The sequence below is a fragment of the Corynebacterium minutissimum genome, assembly GCF_000805675.1.
GTDB classification, from domain to species: domain Bacteria; phylum Actinomycetota; class Actinomycetes; order Mycobacteriales; family Mycobacteriaceae; genus Corynebacterium; species Corynebacterium minutissimum.
In genome coordinates, this window is the sequence record NZ_JSEF01000006.1 from 276306 (window position 1) to 296695 (window position 20390).

At 60.7% G+C, this 20390-nt stretch carries 10 protein-coding genes and 1 pseudogene; 7 read left to right on the plus strand and 4 right to left on the minus strand.

What is annotated here, in order from left to right; all coding sequences use genetic code 11:
* The first annotated feature begins 259 nt into the window (after positions 1-259).
* Positions 260-1372 carry an FAD-dependent monooxygenase gene (locus NX84_RS04350; protein WP_039674139.1) on the plus strand — a complete coding sequence of 371 codons (1113 nt, stop codon included), beginning with the start codon at positions 260-262 and terminating at the stop codon, positions 1370-1372.
* A 135-nt stretch (positions 1373-1507) separates the two neighbouring features.
* Positions 1508-1712, plus strand: a pseudogene (locus NX84_RS12525) (IS256 family transposase); the annotation flags it as partial.
* Positions 1713-1913: 201 nt separating this feature from the next.
* Here NX84_RS12525 and NX84_RS04355 read toward each other — a convergent pair.
* Genes NX84_RS04355 through NX84_RS04365 form a run of 3 tightly spaced genes read right to left on the minus strand, consistent with a single transcriptional unit; the run spans position 1914 to position 4122 of the window.
* A complete protein-coding gene (locus NX84_RS04355) occupies positions 1914-2714 on the minus strand; it encodes an enoyl-CoA hydratase-related protein (protein ID WP_039674141.1) in 801 nt (266 codons plus the stop codon).
* Positions 2715-2717: 3 nt separating this feature from the next.
* Positions 2718-3722 (minus strand): NAD(P)H-dependent flavin oxidoreductase, encoded by a 1005-nt coding sequence (locus NX84_RS04360; RefSeq protein ID WP_255209177.1) that lies wholly within the window; start codon positions 3720-3722, stop codon positions 2718-2720.
* On the minus strand, positions 3712-4122 hold the full coding sequence (locus NX84_RS04365; RefSeq protein ID WP_039674145.1) for an acyl-CoA thioesterase: 411 nt from the start codon (positions 4120-4122) through the stop codon (positions 3712-3714). The genes NX84_RS04360 and NX84_RS04365 overlap by 11 nt, the downstream gene beginning before the upstream one ends.
* A gap of 82 nt (positions 4123-4204) precedes the next feature.
* Between NX84_RS04365 and NX84_RS04370 the strand changes: the two genes are divergently transcribed.
* A complete protein-coding gene (locus tag NX84_RS04370; RefSeq protein ID WP_039674147.1) occupies positions 4205-5389 on the plus strand; it encodes an acyl-CoA dehydrogenase family protein in 1185 nt (394 codons plus the stop codon).
* 37 nt (positions 5390-5426) lie between these two features.
* Here the strand turns inward: NX84_RS04370 and NX84_RS04375 are convergent, their stop codons facing one another.
* Positions 5427-6872 (minus strand): PucR family transcriptional regulator, encoded by a 1446-nt coding sequence (locus NX84_RS04375; protein WP_039674149.1) that lies wholly within the window; start codon positions 6870-6872, stop codon positions 5427-5429.
* Positions 6873-6989: 117 nt separating this feature from the next.
* Here NX84_RS04375 and gabT point away from each other — a divergent pair, with 117 nt between their 5' ends.
* From gabT to NX84_RS13065, 4 genes are all read left to right on the plus strand, one after another.
* Complete coding sequence (gabT, locus tag NX84_RS04380) at positions 6990-8318, plus strand: 4-aminobutyrate--2-oxoglutarate transaminase (RefSeq protein WP_039674151.1); 1329 nt, start codon at positions 6990-6992, stop codon at positions 8316-8318.
* Positions 8319-8349: 31 nt separating this feature from the next.
* A complete protein-coding gene (locus tag NX84_RS04385; protein WP_052319660.1) occupies positions 8350-9831 on the plus strand; it encodes an NAD-dependent succinate-semialdehyde dehydrogenase in 1482 nt (493 codons plus the stop codon).
* A gap of 127 nt (positions 9832-9958) precedes the next feature.
* Positions 9959-11170: an aromatic amino acid transport family protein gene (locus NX84_RS04390; RefSeq protein WP_039674153.1), complete on the plus strand. Its 1212-nt coding sequence runs from the start codon at positions 9959-9961 to the stop codon at positions 11168-11170.
* 395 nt (positions 11171-11565) lie between these two features.
* Complete coding sequence (locus tag NX84_RS13065; protein WP_156126958.1) at positions 11566-20172, plus strand: putative Ig domain-containing protein; 8607 nt, start codon at positions 11566-11568, stop codon at positions 20170-20172.
* Positions 20173-20390: the final 218 nt, after the last annotated feature.

A 20390-nucleotide genomic window follows, 5' to 3' on the forward strand; every position in this document is an offset into this window, starting at 1 on the left:
ACGCAAAGGGGCCACGAGCGCTGAAGTCTCTCTATCTCTCTCTGTGTGCGTTCTCTCCAACGCACGAAACTCAGTATGCAACTTTTTTATTAAAAATGCTCGTTCGTTGCCGAGAGAGGTAGAGCGTGTGAGCTGTGTATTCCCTGCAAGTGAACGATTGTGCAGGTAAGGGCTATTGAAGCTGCAGGGCATAAGGATGGGGAGTTGTCCCCGGGGTTAGAAACGGGGGTAAGGCAGACCTAAGGTAATCTCGGGAGCCATGAGAATAGGAATCATCGGCGCTGGTATTTCCGGTCTTGCACTAGGGGCAGCCCTTCACCGCCACGGTATAGACGTGCAAATTTACGAACGTCACCCGCGAGTTCGCAGCGGCGGCGCCGGCATCACCCTCGCCCCGAACGGCCTAGCCGCTCTCGATGCTCTAGGTATTGGGGCGGGCTTCCGTGAACTCCAAGAAAACCAAGTCCCCTTACAGGGTGGATTGCGTAGGCCGCAGGGAAACTGGCTAACGAACATCCCGGCCGAGATTACCAAGGCCTCACTTGCGCTCGATCGATCCGAGCTCCACGCGCTGCTCTTAGAGGATATTCCCGGGGCGCGTATTCACACGTCCGCCGATTCCGTGCACGTTGACGCGGGCTCCGGCGTCGTCAGCTTCGCCGACGGCTCACAGGAACAGTTCGACGTGGTGATTGGGGCAGACGGGATCCGCAGCTCGGTACGCCGCAGCTGCTTCAATGACCCCGGAATCAGCTACGCAGGCTACAACGCGTGGCGGGCAATCAGCGAAGCCCCAGCTCTGAACGTTGGCTTCGAAACCTGGGGCGTGGGCGCTCGATTCGGAGCCGTCCCGCTTCACAACGGTCGCGTCTACTGGTTCGCTGTCCTCTCCGGGCCGGAAGCTCAGCCAAGCGAGACCGGCCTGAGCCAGTTGAGGGACACCTTCGGTCAGTGGCATGAACCCATTCCTGCCTTGCTTCACTCGACGCCGGAGGAGTCGATCCAGTACCTGCCGATCCAGGAGTTGGCGTCTCCCCTGCCGAGTTACCACACTGGCAAGGTGGTGCTGGTGGGCGATGCGGCCCACGCAATGACCCCGAACCTCGGGCAGGGGGCATGCCAGGGTCTTGAGGATGCCGCAGTTCTTGCCGCGCTTCTTCAGAACGGCAATGTGGATTTCGGGGCTTACGACGAGCACCGTCTCCGCCGAAGCCAGAACATTGCGCGTCGATCCGGGCTCGTTGGGCGCACTGTTCACACCGGTGGTGCTCGGATAGCAGCAGCGCGCAATTGGGTGCTCCAACGTATGCCGGATGCAGCTACTAACCGACAAGTGCAGGCGGTTAGCAGCTGGGAAATGCCCGCGTTGTAGAGCAATTGTAGGCTGAGCCAGGTTTAGAAGTCATCGATGATGAGCTTCTTCATCTGCATCATGTAGGCGAACGCGTCGGGTCGCAGCAGAAGCTCTTCCGCGGTGGCAAGGATCATTGCAGCGACTATCGACCATGTCATCGCCCAACGCGTGGTACGCCGCTACTCCATCACGCAGCCTCGCACTGATGCTGGGCGCACCATCTACACACTTGCGCTGAAACTGACCCAGAGCACCACCTCGGACGAAGCAGCAGTATGGGGGTGCACAACTGCACGAACTCTCCACGATCTACCGTTCCTGGATGGACGAGAAAACGACACAGATTTGGCCCTTAACCCGAAAACGTCGACGAGCCCCCAGGGAATAGGGGGCTCGTCGGCGTCTCTATCAAGTCCCTCCGTGTATCGGCTCAAGCCGCCCTCCGGAGGGGGAGGGGTTCTCTCTCTCGCATGCGCTCTCTCAAACGCACAAGAATGAGTATGGTGGGCTGTGCTGGCATCGCCATGGACTCAGCCTGGCAATCGTCTGTGCGTCTTTTCTAGTCGAACTTTGCTGGGCGCTTCTCCAAGAAAGCCATGACACCTTCCTTGTGCCCAGCAGAGGCCATCCGGGCATACTGCGTGGGCTCTTCCCACGACAGCTGCTCATCAAGCTGACTTAGCGCCGAGCGGTTGATGGCCTCCTTAGCCTTGGCCAGAGCGTCACGTGGTGCGATGTGCAGGCGCTCGACTACCTTGAGGGCGGTTTCCAGGGCCTGGCCTTGGGGCGCGCGCTTAGCGACGATCCCTGCGTCCGCAGCCTCCTCGGCCCCCAGCTTGTCCTGCAGCAGGGACAGCGCGAGCGCGCGGTGGCGGCCTAGTGAGGCCAAAGCAGTGAGGCTGACACCGCCGTCGGGGATGAGGCCAATCTTGCCGAAGGGCAGTGTGAAATAGGATTCCTCGCCGGCCACGATGAGATCGCAGGCAAAGGCTAGCGAGGCGCCGGCACCGGCGGCAGCGCCTTCCACGGCAGCGATGACGGGCACCTCAGCAGCTTGAATCTCGGAGATGAGAGCGTTGAGCTGTGGCAGCATCGTCGACTCAGCCGGGTTGGGGGTTTCACCTGACTTCTGTGCTGCAGCCGCGGCCTGGGCCGCCGCCACGATGTCTGCGCCCGCGCAGAAGGCGGTCTCATCACCGGTGATGATGAGGGCACGGATGGAGGGGTCTTGGGAGGCGTCGGCAAGCGCGGCGGAAAGTGCTACGCAGTGTTCCTTGGCAATGGCATTGCGGCGCGCGGAGTTGTTGATCTGGGCAATGAGGGCAGAACCCTCACGGCGGGTCAGGATAGCTTCGGTCATGGGTTAGTCCTTAACAAGCGTGGTCAGGGAAGAGATGATGCGCTCGGCGTCGGCAGTGATGCGGGAGACGATGTCAGCACACGAGGCAACGTCGCGGATAAGCCCCTGCGACGTACCACAGGTCCACACGCCGGCATCCAGGTCACCAGTTTCGTAGACTGCGCGGCCGCGCTTGCCGGCGACGAGGTGGCGGATATCGCCGAACTCCGCGCCCTGGGCCAGACGCTCGGCAACCTCATCACTGACGGCGTTCTTGGCTACACGGGCGGAATTGCGCAGCTCGCGGAGGATGAGCTGGGTATCGAGCTCGGAGCGCTCCACGATGGCCTGCTTGACGTTCTCGTGCACAGGGGATTCGGTGGACGCAACGAAGCGGGTGCCCATGTTGATGCCCTCGGCGCCCAAGGCGAGCGCGGCGGCCAAACCGCGACCATCAGCGAAACCACCTGAGGCGATGATGGGGATGTCCAGCTGGTCCGCAGCCGCCGGAATGAGGACCAAGCCCGGGATGTCATCTTCGCCGGGGTGGCCGGCGCATTCGAAGCCGTCGATACTGACGATGTCCACTCCAACCTTCTGGGCGCTGAGCGCATGGCGCACCGAGGTGCACTTGTGGATGACGGTGACACCAGCGTCCTTGAAGGCTGGCATGTGGTCCTTCGGGTTATTGCCGGCGGTTTCGGCAATTTTTACGCCTTCCTCGATGATGACGTCGCGGTATTCCGCGTAAGGCGGCGGGGTAATCGCCGGCAGCATGGTGAGGTTGACGCCGAAAGGCTTGTCGGTAAGTTCACGGGCGCGGCGGATCTCCTGACGCAGATCTTCTGGGGTGGGCTGGGTCAGTGCCGTAATGACGCCGAGGCCGCCGGCATTGGACACGGCCGCGGCGAGCTCGGCGCGGCCGACCCACTGCATGCCGCCTTGGACGATGGGGTGTGAGATGCCGAGCATCTCGGTAACGCGGGTGGAAATCATGTCTAACTCCTTAGGTGAATGGCTATTCGGAATAATGAGCGCTCATACGCTTAGTGAGGTTCTCAGGGAGGGGGATGGGGCGGCGCTGTGAGACGTCGATAAGCACCAGCGTCGCCGTGGCAAAGACACAGGACTTCCCGTCCTGTATGAGCTCGTGGGAGACCTGGTAGGACGTATTTCCAATGCGTGAGACCCACACTCGCGCCTCGATGGAATCGGTATAGGTGAGCTCAGCGTCATAGACCACCTCGAGCGAACGGACCACGTGAGCGTAGGTATCCGTAGAGAAAGGCCCGGTGAGATCCTTCGCGGCGCGAACGCGGGCTTCCTCAATGAGGGTGACCATCGTGGCGTTGTTGACGTGGGCATTCGCGTCCTGGTCGGACCACCTCAGGGCGAGGGTTACCGGTATGGCGTTGGCGGGGGCGCGCATTCATCCTCCTTGAAAGGTAAAGTGTTGCGTATCACTATACATACGAATTGTGGTTCGTAACGCTAATCGAGAGGAGAGCGCCATGACAACGGATCTGCTCGGCATTGAATCCCTGTTGACCGATGAGGAAAAGGCCACGCGCGATCGGGTGGCTGCGCTGGTCAGCGAGCACATCCGACCCCACATTGCCCAGTGGTACGAGGATGCCGTCTTGCCAGAATCCATCTTCCCGGTACTCGCGGAGGCCGGTCTGTTTGGCATGCACCTCGACGGCTACGGTTGCGCCGGGCGCTCCGCAGTGGAGTATGGGCTGGCCATGCAGGAATTGGAGGCAGGGGATTCCGGGATTCGCACGGTGGTCTCCGTGCAAGGATCACTGGCGATGTCCGCGATTTATAAGCACGGCTCCGAAGAACAGAAGCAACAGTGGCTTCCCGCAATGGCCGCAGGTGACGTCATTGGTTGCTTTGGGCTAACGGAGCCGACTGCGGGCTCGGACCCAGCGGGCATGGCGACGGTGGCGCGTTACCGCTCGGGCGAGTGGGTACTCGATGGCGCCAAGCGTTGGATTGGTCTGGCGAGCGTGGCCAAAGTGGCCATCATCTGGGCCAAGGTGGCTGAGGAGGACGCTGCCGCTGCCGACGTGGAGCCCGGCGTGCGCGGCTTCATCGTGCCGACGTCGACACCAGGGTTTACAGCGAGCCCGATTACGAACAAGCTCTCGATGCGCGCGTCCATCCAGTGCGATATTGAACTGGAAGGGGTTACCCTGCCCGCGGATGCACTGCTGCCCAAGCATCCAGGTCTGAAGGGGCCGTTCATGTGCCTCAACGAAGCCCGCTTCGGCATCAGTTTCGGTGCATTGGGTGCGGCGCGTGATTCACTCGAAGCCGCCCTAGCCTACGCGAAGGAGCGCACACAGTTTGACCGCTCCTTGGCGTCCTTTCAGCTGACGCAAAAGAAGCTCGTTGACATGGCAGTGGAGCTCAACAAAGGCCAGCTACTCGCGCTGCAGCTCGGCCGCGCCAAGGATGCTGGCACGCTGGAGCCTTATCAGATTTCCGTGGGCAAGCTGGCGAATTGCCGCACGGCCATCGAGATTTGCCGCGAGGCCCGCACCATCCTCGGCGGCAACGGCATCACCACGGACTACTCGCCGCTGCGCCATGCTGCGAACCTGGAATCCGTGCGGACCTACGAGGGCACGGATGAGATCCACACGCTGATTCTGGGCCGCGTGCTGACAGGGGAGCAGGCGTTTAGCTAAGTACGCATCCTGGATGTGCGTGTTCTGGACTGAGTTTCTAAGAATCAATACTGAGCAAGAGCAGCTCCGCGCGGGTGACGGGATTGCTCAGGTCCACGCCGCAGAGTTGCTCGATCTTGTCCAAGCGGGCGCGCACCGTGTGCCGGTGAACGCCGAGCTCCGCGGCAGCGGTGGCCAAGTTGGCGTTGCCCACGAGGAAGGAACGCAGGGTGGCGCACAACTCTGTGTTGTGATGTGCATCGTGCTCGATGAGGCGGCTGACCGTTGCCGCGCGCCGGGCAGCGAGGGCCTCGGGTACTCCGGGTTCTGCCAGCCAGGTAGGGGCAGCCGAATCGAAGGTCGCCGCAGTGCCGAGCGGCAGGCTGCGCGCGTGGCTTTGGAGTGAGGACAACAGCGCCGGTGTCAGCGCCTGCCATTGGATGCGTTGCAGGATAGACGTCCGGAGGTAGCGGGTGTGTTTCCCGCTCAAGTTCGGGTTCGCGGTGCCCGCGGGAAGCGCGATAAGTGCGGAATCGTGTTCCGGGCGGATGAGGCTGCGAGGCTCGGCTTTTCCAATCTCGCTCAACGCCCGCGCGAGGCGGGAGGGGGAGGGTGCAGTGAGGAACAGAAAATCCACGAAGTCATAGCTATCGACCATGTGGAAGGCCGCCTGTAAAGCGGGGGAGTCAACCCCGGCCAGTTGGGCGTCCAGCGCCAAGGCCCCGAGGATCGTGTGCGCAGTGGTGTCGGGATGATCCAAGAGCAGGCTGGCCAGGCCCGCGAGGTGCCGGATGAGCGCGCGGGAGTAGGAATCGAACTTCTCCGCGCGCGTTACCGCGATGGCCCAGCGTCGTCCCGCCGATCCGAAGATGCTGGTGATGGTGGCGCCTGTGCTTGTCGACGTCCCCGTTCCCCGCCCCGTTTGCTCCGCGGCCTTCACCGCGGCGTCGGCTGCACTGAGGTGGCCGCGATCGCTGCGGCTGACCACAGCTCCGGAGGAACTGGCCACCGCTACCGCAGCGCCAAGTTCTTTGCTGGCTTGCATGACAAGCGCCCCGATGCTCGTGGCGGCTGCTTGGTTGAGGCGCTCCTGCTGGCGGTGGAGCGCAAAGTGCGCGTTATTGTCCAAGCGGGCCTGTTCCTGGGCCACGGCCGTGGTGATGGAGACGAATCGGGTGGCGCGCGGGATCTCAAAGAGGGTGAGATTGTGCTGGGAACACGCGTGGATGAGTGCGGTGGGGACCTCGCTAAAGGCCAGCCCGGTGCCGAAGCCGATGCCCTGCACGCCGGCCGCGGTCAGAGCCGCGCCATAGCGCTCGAATCCTTCGGCTTCCTCCTGGAAGGCAAGCCCCAGGGTGAGCATAAGCGCCCCGGGGGAGGTGAACTCGCTGGGGTCCGCGAGCTCGGAGGCGTGGATCGTGTTGAACGTAGCGCTAGCGGTGACGATGCTTCGCAGGTTTAAAGAGCGCTGGTTGAGCAGCCAGCGGAAGGAAATCTCACGCATGATGGACAGGCTACACAGTTAAGCGGGGGAAATTTATACACATCGTCCATATCGCGAAGAGGGTGGCGGAGGCCACACTAAAGGGCACACTATTCATCCGAGCACAAAAGGAAGATAATGCAGGAACTTCAGTACCACATTGAGCAGTCCCGCCACCTGGGCCAGCAGGTCCCGGGTCCGAAGAGCGCCGCCCTGGATGAGCGCCGCAAGAATGCCCTCCCAGCGGGCATGGCGCCGTCCCTTCCGGGCTACGTGGTGGATGCCGACGGCGGCATTCTTGCCGACGCCGACGGCAACCGCTTCATCGACCTTGCTTCTGGTATTGCTGTGACCTCCGCTGGTGCATCTAACCCGGCCGTCGTCGCTGCAGTCCAGGAGGCCGTGGCACACTTCACGCACACCTCCTTCACTATCTCCCCATACGAGTCCTACGTTGCCGTGGCAGAGAAGCTTAACGAGGTCACGCCGGGTGATCACCCGAAGAAGACCGCGCTGTTTAACTCTGGCGCGGAGGCCGTCGAGAACGCAGTAAAGATTGCCCGCAACTACACCGGCAAACGCGGCGTCGTGGTCATGGACCGCGCCTTCCACGGCCGCACCAACCTGACCATGGCGATGACCGCTAAGCAGTCGCCCTACAAGAACGGCTTTGGTCCCTTTGCTCCGGAAATCTACCGCGCGCCGATGTCCTACCCGTTGCGTGACGGTCTGAGCGGTGCCGAGGCTGCCAAGAAGACCATCACCATGATTGAGCAAGAAGTCGGCGCGGCCAACCTGGCCTGTGTTGTCGCTGAGCCGATTCAGGGCGAGGGCGGCTTTGTCGTCCCAGCCGATGGCTACCTTGCAGCAATCCAGAAGTGGTGCAACGACAATGACGTCGTCTTCATCGTTGATGAGATTCAGGCGGGCATGATGCGCACCGGTACGTGGTTTGCCTCCGACCACGAGGGCATCGTTCCGGACATGGTGACTATCGCCAAGGGTATTGCCTCCGGCATGCCGCTGTCCGCAGTGACCGGCCGTGCAGAAATCATGGACGCCCCGCAGCCAGGTGGCCTGGGTGGTACCTACACCGGTAACCCGGTGGCCTGTGCTGCTGCACTGGCAACCTTCAAGGAATTCGAGGAGAAGGACTTCGGTGCGCGCGCCCAGAACCTCGAGAAGATTGCCCGCGAGGAGCTGGAACCCATCCTGGGCGATGAACGCGTGGCCGAGTTCCGCGGCCGCGGCGCCATGCTTGCCCTCGAATTTCTCACCGCAGAGGGCGAGCCCGATTCCGAGTTAGTGCACAAGATCGCCGACGCCGCCAAGTCCGAGGGCGTCCTGCTGTTGACCTGCGGTCTCGACCACAACGTCATCCGCTTCCTGCCTTCCCTGGCCATCCCGGAGGACCTGTGGCGTGAGGCGCTGCAGGTGGTGGTGAAGCAGTTCAACGAGTACAAGTAAGTCCGGGCTGCAGCCAAAAGGGTAGAAGCAAATGACAAACTTTGATTACTCGCAGGTTTCTGAGCTGTTGGGTTCTCTGCCAACTGGCCTTTGGCTGGAGGGCAGGAACGTCGCAGCCACTGGCGGCGCCACTTTCGAGGTCCTCGACCCAGCAACGGAAGAAGTCATTGCCAACGTTGCAGATGGCACCTCCGCTGACTGGATGCGCGCGCTGGAGCTTGCCGACGCCGCACAAAAGGAGTGGGCCGGTTTTGCGCCGCGCACGCGCTCTATCATCCTCACCGACATCTTCAACGCCATTATTGAGCGCAAGGAAGACTTCGCTCGCGTGATGACCCTGGAGATGGGAAAGCCTTACGCGGAAGCGCTGGGCGAGGTGGCCTATGGTGCTGAGTACATGCGCTGGTTCGCAGAAGAAGCCGTGCGCATTCCGGGCCGCTACTCCCAGTCGCCGGCCGGCAACGGTTCCATTACCGTCTCCCACACCCCGGTGGGCCCAGTGCTGGCAATCACCCCGTGGAACTTCCCGCTGGCCATGGCCACCCGCAAGATTGCCCCGGCTTTTGCCGCCGGCTGCCCGGTCGTGGTTAAGCCCGTTGCGGAAACCCCGCTGACCATGCTGCTGTTGGGTGAGGTCATCGCAGAGGTATTCACCCGCCACGAGGTACCGGCTGGTGTGTTCTCCATCGTGACCACCACGCAGTCGAGCACGCTGTCCTCCGAACTCATGGCGGATCCGCGCCTGCGCAAGGTGACGTTTACCGGCTCGACCGGCGTGGGCAAGATTCTGGTTCGCCAGTCTGCCGACAACCTGCAACGCACCTCCATGGAGCTGGGTGGCAATGCCCCGTTCCTGGTCCACGAGGACGCCAACCTCGACCTAGTGCTTGACTGCGCAATGCAGGCGAAGATGCGCAATGGTGGAGAAGCCTGCATCGCAGCGAATCGCTTCATCGTCCACGAGACAGTGGCGGAGGAGTTCACCCGCCGCCTGACCGAAAAGATGGCTGCTTTCCAGATAGGCCACGGCTTGTCTGAGGGCACCGCGCTCGGCCCGCTGATTAGCGCGAAGCAGCGCGATGCGGTGGCCGACTTGGTAGCGAAGGCTCTGGAGCAGGGTGCTGTTGCCACGACCGGCAGCTCCAAGCCGGAGGGCAAAGGCTTCTTCTACCCGGCAACGGTCTTGGCGCAGCTGCCTGACGACGCGGAGATTCTCCGCCAGGAGATCTTCGGGCCGGTAGCTACCGTGACCACCTTCTCCACCTTGGAGGAAGGAGTCGCCAAGGCCAACGACACCGAGTTTGGCCTGGCAGCTTATGCCTTCACGGAGAACTTCCACACCGCGGAGTACCTGGCGCACGCGCTGGAGTCCGGCATGGTTGGCATTAACCGCGCTGCGATTTCCGACGCCGCCGCTCCATTCGGTGGCATCAAGGAGTCCGGCTTCGGCCGCGAGGGCGGCGCAGAGGGCATCGAGGAGTACATCTCGGTGCGCTACATCGCGAAGCCTTAATACTTTGCACCGTTCCAGACACGTTTGGCTCTCAAACCCGCTTCGGCGGGGGCCTTCCGTGTCTGGAACGGTGCGTTTTATAAAGAGCGGCGTCGGCAAGCAGCTTGCGCCTTAAACGGAGGAAACGATGACAACTTCAACTCGCAGCACCGCGGCACCTAAGCCAGCGCTGTCATTTATTCAAGGCATTGCCCTGATCTTCGGCACCAACATTGGCGCCGGCATTCTGTCGATTCCATATGCAGCGCGCAACGGTGGCTTCCTTGCGCTCGTCATCGCGCTGCTGGTGGCCGGAACGCTGACCACTATCTCGATGCTCTATGTGGCCGAAACCGCGATGCGCACGAGGGCGCCGCTGCAGGTCTCTGGTCTTGCTGAGCACTATCTGGGGCAGTGGGGCCGCTGGCTGGTCTTCGTGGCGATTATCGTCAACGGCGTCGGCGCGCTCATCGCCTACGCCTCGGGCTCCGGCGACCTCATCAATAATATTTTCGGCCTGCCGCCGCTGGCAGGTACGTTGATCTTCTTCGGCTTTGGCTCTTGGGTGATGTACCGCGGCTTGCACACCACCGGTGCCACAGAAGGCGCCATTACCACAGGTATGGCCATCATCATTGCCGTGCTGTGTGGCTGGACCATTCTGGGACCTGGAATCGAGGCCGAGAACCTGTTGGTGCTCCACCCGTTCTTCATCGTTCCTAGTTTGAACCTGGCCGTCTTCTCGTTCTTGGCTCAGTACGTGGTGCCGGAGCTGGTACAGGGCATGGACCCGGCGAAGCCGCAGGAGACAGCTCGCGCCATCGTGCTCGGCATGGTGATTACCGGCTTTACGCTGGCACTTGTGCCGTTTGCGGCGCTGGGTCTGCTGGGAATGGACGTTACTGAGGTTGTTACCATTGCCTGGGGCGAGGCGCTTGGACCGGTCGCGTACTACTTGGCCAATATCTTCGCGTTGGCGGCGATGCTGACCTCCTTCCTCGCGATTGGCTTTACCACCATGCGCAACGTGCTCGACATTTTGCACTGGGAGGGCAACAACGCGCAGCGTGGCATTGCCGTGGCGCTGACCGTTGTTCCGCCGCTGGCTATCTCCATCGCGGGTCTTGGCGGTTTCGTCGCAGCGCTGTCCTACGCGGGCGGCTTTGCGGGTGCAATCATGTCGATCATTCCGGTGATGTTACTGCATGCCTCCCGCAAGAAGGGCGATCGTGACCCCGGCTGGAGCGTCGGTGCGCTGGCAAACCCGGTGATTCAGGGGGCCATCATCGTGGTTTATTTCTTGGCTTTCGTTTATTCGGTTGTTTCGATTGTGGGCTTGGTTCCGGCGGGCTGGGCTTAAGAAAATGGCGTTGGCAAGCGCTCCTGCATAGGGGGTAGGCAGGGGTGTTTGTCAAAAGTATTGCTGGAATTTATTTTTCCAGCCGTGTCCGGCTATCAGTGCAGGTCATAGGGAAATAAAACGAACCTTGCGGGACGAGAGCTCTGAACGCCTAATCAACTTAGTGTGATTAGGGTCATATATTTACCAGTGGCTGCTCGGCTAGGAACTGCTACTGTTATTGGGCAAGGATTTTCCCAGAGATTCCTAAAGTTTTTGCTAAAGAGCTCAGTACGCCTACATAACATCCCGAGTAATTCGATCTCTATGCAAATAGCCAGCCTCCTCACGTACTTTGTTGTCGCTCTGTCTGTTCTACAGTCGCGACAACACCTGAATCAGAGAAAGCATTGGTCATGTCAAAGATAACTTTTCGGGCACCTCGTTCTGTAACTGCACTCAGCGGGCTTAATTTAAGCGGCCGCTGGCGCATGCTCACTGCCTCTGGCATGGCTGCTGCGCTAGTTATGGGCGGGGTTGTTGCTGTACCCAACCTCCTCGATAAAGCGCCTGTAGCCCAGGCGGAGACCGCAGCGCCAGGTTCCTCCGAAGAAACCGCCATAAACACCACGGTTCCCGCGGGAAGCGCCCGCTCCGTGAATGGCTTTGTGGGCCTGCAGACCGGTGGCACCATGCAATCGAACCTGAGCGCTCCAAACGTTGCGCCCATGTCTGGTGTGAAAGTTTTTGCCCAGTGGTTTGAAAAAGATGGCACCGCTTCGCCGATTTATACCACCACCACCGGCGCTGATGGTGAGTTCCACATCGGCATGACCTCCTTTACTGACGCCAAGGGTGTCCGACGCAACTTCGACGCAGACCCCAACTTGCCGGAGGGTGAGAAGCTCCGCATCTGGTCCATCAATCCGGATACCTCACAGTACAATCTGCTCTACTCCTATGGCCAAGAGCAGATCATGCCGGAAAGCAACGTCGCCAACACCGAGGCCGGCGCTACCCAGTCCGTGGGTTCTGATACCTACAACAACATCAAGATCGCTTACTCGCCCATCGCTAACAACACCGTGATGCACAACCTGGCCGAAGCTGCTACCAACGAGCGCGTGGGCTCATATGGTCAATACTCCGGTACCGTCTTCTGGAACCAAACCAACGCCGCCGCCGGCGCCCTCTTGTGGCAGAACTACCAGTCCGTCAACGGTATCGACGCCGTGGTTCCAGACGTCACTGTGTATGGCTCCTACCTTTCTGATTACGCGCTTTCGCGCATCTACGATCCCGCAACCATGGCCGCCATCGGTTACAAGGGCCGCGTGCGCGATGCCGGCTGGAGTACCGAGCAAGAACTCGCGCTGCAGCAGTGGATTAAGCAGCGGATGGCGGCGGAAGGCCAGCAGAAGTGGATTGCAGAGACCGTCCAAGCCAAGACCGATGCCGACGGTAAGTACACGCTGCAGTTCCGCGGTACCTGGGGAAATAGCTGGGACAATCGCGGTATTTTGTCCAAGGATTATACCTGGCACAACCTGGCTGATTCTGCCGCGGAAGGTTCTTGGGCCAACGGCAACAGGGAGTCGAAGCACGTCAATGACGAGTGGATGTTCTTCTCCTTGCAGGACATGCCAGGCATTTCCGTGAACACGCCGTTTAACTACAACGGTTACACCGGCAACACCACCAGCAACTTAACCTCCGCCGGCACCTTGGCCGGATGGCCATCTAACTGGGGCGGTACGCTGGATTACGCCAGCAACATCAACTTTGCGCTGTACCCGGGCAACCTGAAGTTTGACGTCACCCCGTATGACTCTTTCTCCAACGTTGCTACTGCGGGTCAAGCCATCGAGACCACCACGACGGGCCTGCAGTACGACAAAAACGGTACCGCGCGTTATCAAATCGCGTGGTTCGACGAGGCCGGCAATGAACTGACCCAGTACACCTGCCCGCCGGAAGCGCCGGACGCGAGTGGCACGCTTCCTTCCTGCGGTTTTGTCACCGACCCTAACTTGAAGAAGGCCACCACTTACACCGCACGTCTTTATTCCGTGTCGTCTTCTGGTGAACGTGACGGCATTGCAATCACGCAGGATTCCTTCACCGTAAAGCCGCTGCCATTGGCTGGCCACTACGAGCCGGATTACGGTGCAACCACCGTGGCACAGTCCAGCACTGGTTCGGTTGCGGCGCCGCTCTACGATGATTCGACCACTGCGACCACCGTGGAAACCCTTCCGGCGCCTGCCGGTACCACCTACAAGCTGGCTGATGGTGCCCCAACGTGGGTAAAGATTGATGCCCAAGGCACCATTACCGCCACACCGGGCACCGACGTTGCGCTGGAAGATTACACCGTCCCGGTCATCGTCACCTACGCCGATGGCTCGACCGACCTCGTCAATGCCAAGGTCACGGTCACTGACGGCATCCCACCGGAGATTGCGCACATCGATTCGCAGGCCCTGGAGCTGGGCAAAGACATCGCGCCGATTCAGGTTAAGCCGACGGATAACGTCGGTGTGACCAGCGTTGAGGTCAGTGGCCTGCCAGATGGCGTCACCTACGATCCTGCGACCGGAACCATTAGTGGTACTCCGTCGGCCACCGGGGCGTCGACAGTTAACGTCCGCGTCACCGATGCCGCCGGAAATGTCACCGAAACTGCATTCAGTATCAACGTCGTGGATTCTTCCGCGCCGGTTCTCACCAGCCCGGATGCCACCGTCCCAGAGGATAAGCCTGCTTCGATTCCGATCAAGGTGGACGATCCTAAAGCCTCCGTCACCGTGGAAGGTGATATCCCGCCGGGCATGACCTGGAACGAGTCAAACAAGACCCTCGAAGGTACCCCAACCGAACCGGGCATCTACACGGTCGCCGTATCGGCCACCGATCCCCAGGGCAATAACTCTGTATCCAACCTGGTCGTTACTGTTACCGACACCACGGAACCGACCATTGCCAAGATCAACGACGCCACCGCAGAGGCTGGCCAACCGATCACCGCAATTCCAGTAGACGTCACCGATAACTTCGACAAGTCCGTCAGCAACGTTGTAGTCGCGGGCCTGCCACCGGAAGTGACCTATAACCCGGAGACCCATCAGATCGAAGGAATCCCGCAAGCACCGGGCGAGTACCCAATTACGGTGACTGCGACCGATGCCGCCGGCAATACCACGACGCAGGAATTCCTTCTCAAGGTAGCCGACACCACCGCGCCGCAGGTAGATAACATTGCCGATGCCACCGTAGAAAAAGGCGCTAAGCTGGACCCAATCACCGTGACCAGCAATGAGCCGAACTCCACCTTTGCTGCATCCGGCCTACCAGAAGGCGTTTCCATCGACCCGAACACCGGCATCATCTCCGGCACCCCAATGGTCGAGGTAACAAGCCCTGACGGCAAGGTCTTCCCGGTCACCGTCAAGGTCACCGACCCATATGGCAACGTCACGGAGAAGACCTTCAACATCACGGTCACCGATACCGTGGCGCCGGGCCTGCGCCCGCTTCGCGACGTCTCGGTTCCTGAAGATCAGCCGCTCAACCTGGAACCTGTCACCAGCCCGGACCCAACCGCGAAGATCACCGTCACCGGCCTGCCCGAGGGCGTTACCTTTGATAGCGAAACGGGGCTCGTCGAGGGCACCCCGACCACTCCGGGGCGCCACATCGTGACGGTCACCGCGACCGACCCGGCTGGCAACTCCACCAGCCACGACACCGTCCTGCTCGTGGGCGATGCCACCGCGCCTACCTTCGAGGAGCCGAAGGATCAGACGATTAACCAGGGGCAGCCCATCAAAGACATCGATCTGATGAGCCTAAACCCAGCCGACAACGCCACCGCACCGGAGGATCTCACCTGGACCGTCACCGGCCTGCCCGATGGCGTGACCTACGATCCCGAGACTAAGAAAATCTCCGGCACCCCGAAGGAAACCGGCTCTTCCGTAGTAACCGTCACGGTTTCCGATGTTGCGGGCAATACAACGACTCAGACCTTCGTCATTGCAGTTAACGATGCAACGGCGCCTGTCATCACTCCGGTGGAGAGCGTCAGCGTCCCGGTGGGTGACCAAATCACTGAGATTCCGGTCGCTACCGATGATCCGAACGCGAAGATTGAAGTCACGGGCCTGCCTGATGGCTTGAGCTACAACCCGGAGACCAAGAAGATCGAGGGCACCCCGACTAAGCCGGGTACCTATGATGTCGTCATTGCGGCAACTGATGAAGCAGGCAACGTGTCCCACGAACCGTTGACCATCACCGTCGAAGACAAGACCGCCCCGGTCATCGATCCGATTGAGGCTCAGGATATCGCTCTGAACGAGACGATTAAGCCGGTCGTGGTTTCGGTAAATGATCCGGATGCCACCGTCCAGGTCGATCCGGAGACCCTGCCAAAGGGAGTTAGCTTCGACCCCGTGGCCAACACCTTTACCGGCCGCCCAGAGAAGCCGGGAACCTACACCATCAAGGTCACGGCTACCGATGCCGCCGGCAATACCTCGGAGCCCGTTGATTTTGTCATCACCGTCTCCGATAAGACCGCGCCGCAGATCGACCCGATTGTGGATCCTTCCGTTCCGGCGGATTCGCCGATTTCCCCGATCAAGGTCAACGCGGCCGACAACGTGGCAGTGACTGACCTGACCGTGACCGGTCTGCCGGATGGTCTGAGCTATAACACGGATACCAAGCAGATTGAGGGCACCCCGACCACGCCGGGTACATACGAGGTCACCATCACTGCGAAGGATGCCGCTGATAACACGACAACCGAGGTCTTCAACATCAACGTCAATGACGCTGGTGCGCCGGTCATTCAGCCTCTTCCCAACAGCACCATTGCGGCGGGTACTAAGGCGGACCCGATCCCAGTCCCCGTGGATGACCCAACAGCAGAGGTCACCGTTACCGGTCTGCCGGACGGAATGGCCTATAACCCGGATACCAAGCAGATTGAGGGAACCCCAACCACCCCGGGCACCTATGAAGTAACCGTGACGGCGGTTGATGCAGCGGGCAACAAGGCTATCGATACCTCGACCATCACCGTCACCGATGCCCAGGGCCCAGCGCTGGACAAGATCAGTGACCAAACCGTTGCTGCCGACACCGCCATTACAGATATCGATGTCAAGGCGGATGACCCCGATGCAGAGATTTCCGTAGTTGGCCTGCCAGAGGGCGTTCAGTATGACGCCACTACCAACAAGATTTCCGGCACGCCAACCACCGCGGGCACTTACCCAGTGCGCGTCCTGGCAACCGATGCAGCCGGAAACTCCTCCTACGTTGACTTCACCATCACGGTCAGCGATTCCGCTGCTCCGAAGGTCGAGCCCATCGACGATCAAGAGGTAAAGAAGGGCGATGCCATCGCTCCTATCAAGGTAGTCAGCGACGATCCGAGCGCCACCGTGATGGTCACCGGCCTGCCTGATGGTCTCAGCTTCGACCCAGAAACCGGAACCATCTCTGGAACGCCAACCACCGCTGGTGAGCTGCCTGTCACTGTGAACGTAACCGATGCCGCGGGCAACACGACCACGGAGACCTTCACCATCACCGTCGTCGACCCTGGAGCGCCGGTTCTGGAACCAATTTCGGATCAGACGGTGAAGTTGGGGGATCCGATTGAGACGATTCAGCCAACCCCGACGGATCCGTCGATTGATACGACGATCACCGTGACCGGGTTGCCGGATGGCGTGACCTATGAACGGGAAACCAACACGATTTCGGGTACTCCAACCCGCGCGGGTGACTTCCCCATCGTGGTCACCGTAACGGCCACGGATGCCAACGGTAAGTCTTCCGTCGAGCAGTTCACGATCCACGTGGTCGATTCTGCGGCGCCTACCTTAGACGGCGTCGCCGATCGGACCGTCAAGGAAGACACCGAGCTTGAACCGATTCACATCACCTCGGATGACCCGCAGGATACCCTGACCGTGACTGGCTTGCCTGATGGCGTTCGGTTCTTCCCGTCCACCGGCGAGATTTCCGGCGTGCCAACTACTCCGGGCACCTATACTGTGACGGTGACCGCCACCGATGCGGCAGGTAATACTACCGAGAAGCAGCTCACCATCACCGTAAAGGATGCAACCGGTCCGCAGGTGGATCCGATTGCGGATCAGGCTGTCGATGCCAATACGCCGATTGAAACGATTCGGGTCTCGTCTGATTCGGACACGGATAAGGTAACGGCCTCCGGCCTGCCGGATGGCGTGAAGCTTGAGACCGTCGACGGCGTTGCCACCATCACCGGCACCCCGACCAAGCCGGGCACCTACGAGGTCACCGTGACGGTCACCGATGCCAACGGCAATGCCACCGACGAAACCTTCACCATCGTGGTCCGCGAGCCGGCCGATACAACCGCGCCGAAGCTTGACCCGATTTCGGATCAGACCGTGAAGCTGGGCGAAGACGTCACTGAAGTCACCGTTGACAGCGATGACCCAGCAGCAACGCTGAGCGCAACCGGCCTGCCTACTGGCGTCGAATTTGACCCAGCTACCGGCACCATCAGCGGCACTCCGAGCGCCCTCGGCCACAGCGAGGTTACTATCACGGCAACCGACGCCGCTGGTAACAAGTCCACCACGACGTTCATCATCGACGTCGTCGCAGTCGCGCCGACGGATCCGACCGACCCGACGGATCCGACCGACCCGACTGACCCGACGGATCCGACCGACCCGACGGATCCGACCGACCCGACGGATCCGACCGACCCGACGGATCCGACCGACCCGACGGATCCGACCGACCCGACGGATCCGACCGATCCAACGGATCCGACCGATCCAACGGATCCGACCGATCCAACGGATCCGACCGATCCAACGGATCCGACCGACCCAACGGACCCGACCGACCCAACCCCGGTTGATCCGGTCCCGGCACCGGGGATTGCACCTATCGCTGACGTAGAGATAGATACCAATACGACCTTGGTGCCGATCAACGTTGTGGTTGATAACAAGGATGCAGACGTCACCGTCACCGGCCTGCCGGATGGCGTGACCTATGATGAGGCCACCGGCCAAATCTCTGGTAAGCCAACCAAGGCCGGGGATTACACCGTGACCGTTACTGCAACGGTGGATGGCGTTCCTTCGACCACCGAGTTCCACATCGTGGTCAAGGATCCGCAGACATCGCTGGCAGACGCAAACAACCCGGCATACCCGCCGGTAGACGTTGCGCCGGGTAACGAGGTCAAGGTCCCACAAACCGGCGATACGGTACTTCCTGAGGACACTAAGTTCTCCACCACGGATCCGAACGCGAGCGTTGACCCATCTACGGGTGAACTGACCGTCAAGGTCCCGGAGGATGCAACCCCGGGTGAGACCATCACCATCCCGGTGACTGTGACTTATCCAGACGGCTCTACTGATGAGGTAGACGTTGAGGTCACGGTTGTTGAGCCTGCGCCTGAAGACGTCCCGGATTACGCCCCGGCATATCCAGACCCGGTAGCTGTTGCTTCCGGCCAAACCGGTACAGCTGTGGTCGATTTCACTGCTGGAAATGCACCGGCCGGAACCAAGTACCGCATCCCAGCGGAGTGGAACGGTAAGGGCGGTTGGAGCGTCAGCATCGACGAAGATACCGGCAAGGTGACCGTCACCGCGCCGAAGGCAGGGACGGCAACTCCGGATGATCTCGAACTCGTTGTTCCGGTAGTCATCACCTACCCGGATGGGGCAGTGGCTGACACCATTGCGGCAACGTTCACCCTGGATACCTCCGGCGATACTCCGGAAACCCCGGATGCACCGTCTTGGAACGATGCGAAGGCCCCGGCTGGTGGCGCCGTGAAGGTTCCGAACGTCGGCGGCAAGGTACCGGCAGGTGCCAACGTCGATAAGACCACCGGCCCAGGTAAAGCGACCTTGGATGAGAACGGCGATGTCATCGTCACCATCAAGCCAGACGCAAAGCCAGGCGATACCGTAACTGTCATCGTCCGCGACGACTCCGGAAAGGAAATCGGCCACATCACCGTGACCGTCACCGAGTCGAACACCGACCCAACGGATCCGACCGATCCGACCGACCCGACGGATCCGACCGACCCGACGGATCCAACCGATCCGACGGACCCAACGGATCCGACGGACCCAACCGACCCAACCGACCCGACGGACCCAACGGATCCGACCGACCCAACGGATCCGACCGATCCGACCGACCCAACGGATCCGACCGATCCGACCGACCCAACCCCGGATGCACCGTCTTGGAACGATGCGAAGGCCCCGGCTGGTGGCGCCGTGAAGGTTCCAAATGTCGGCGGCAAGGTACCGGCAGGTGCCAACGTCGATAAGACCACCGGCCCAGGTTCCGCGACCTTGGAAGAGAACGGCGATGTCATCGTCACCATCAAGCCAGACGCCAAGCCAGGCGATACCGTAACCGTCATCGTCCGCGATGACTCCGGCAAGGAAATCGACAGCATCACCGTGACCGTCACCGAGCCGAACACCGACCCAGGTACTGATCCGGGTACTGACCCCGGCAAGAACCCAGGCAGCTCGGATGGGTCTTCTGATGGTTCCTCCGACGGTTCTTCCAGCGTTGACCTGGGTCGTTGTATCCCAGCTGGCCTGGCTGTAGGCCTGCCGCTGCTGTTCCTGATTCCGGTTGGCATGGCTTCCCAGCTCAATGTTCCGGGTCTGTCCCCGTTCATCGAGCAGATTTCCGGCCAGATTGACAAGGCCAACATCGAACTGCAGAAGCAGCTGGGTGTCTACAACCCGGCTTTTGCTAAGCAGGTTGCTGGCATCAACGCTCAGTTCGGTAAGTACGGCGAGTCAGCTGGCAAGGTTGCTGGCGGTGTCGCTCTGGTTGCCGCTGGTGCACTGGCTATCGGCCTGCTGGCAGATGCTTGCTCCCCGAAGAACTCCTCTTCCTCCAACGGTTCTTCTGACGATGCTTCCGATGGTTCCTCCAACGGTGGTTCCAGCAAGTAATCTCTCGCTGAGAAATTTCCCTACGAGCAGCCGAAGCTACTGCTTAAGGCAGCCGGTTAATCCCGGTTGCCACTAGCTTCACCACCAAGCGAAACGCCCGTCTTCTATTTCTTTCCAAGTAGAAGGCGGGCGTTTGGTGATCCCGCGGCCTTCGCTGTTGCCTGCGGCGGGTTAAGGGTCAAAAGGGGATGCGGACGAAATCTTGGAGGATTTCCCGT

Coding starts and splice junctions, on each gene's coding strand:
- NX84_RS04365 (WP_039674145.1), bottom strand. CDS start 4,122: ATGCGCGCCCCCGCCAACGCCATACCGGTAACCCTCGCCCTGAGGTGG.
- NX84_RS04375 (WP_039674149.1), bottom strand. CDS start 6,872: ATGCGTGAGATTTCCTTCCGCTGGCTGCTCAACCAGCGCTCTTTAAAC.
- NX84_RS04390 (WP_039674153.1), top strand. CDS start 9,959: ATGACAACTTCAACTCGCAGCACCGCGGCACCTAAGCCAGCGCTGTCA.
- NX84_RS13065 (WP_156126958.1), top strand. CDS start 11,566: ATGTCAAAGATAACTTTTCGGGCACCTCGTTCTGTAACTGCACTCAGC.
- gabT (WP_039674151.1), top strand. CDS start 6,990: ATGCAGGAACTTCAGTACCACATTGAGCAGTCCCGCCACCTGGGCCAG.
- NX84_RS04355 (WP_039674141.1), bottom strand. CDS start 2,714: ATGACCGAAGCTATCCTGACCCGCCGTGAGGGTTCTGCCCTCATTGCC.
- NX84_RS04370 (WP_039674147.1), top strand. CDS start 4,205: ATGACAACGGATCTGCTCGGCATTGAATCCCTGTTGACCGATGAGGAA.
- NX84_RS04350 (WP_039674139.1), top strand. CDS start 260: ATGAGAATAGGAATCATCGGCGCTGGTATTTCCGGTCTTGCACTAGGG.
- NX84_RS04385 (WP_052319660.1), top strand. CDS start 8,350: ATGACAAACTTTGATTACTCGCAGGTTTCTGAGCTGTTGGGTTCTCTG.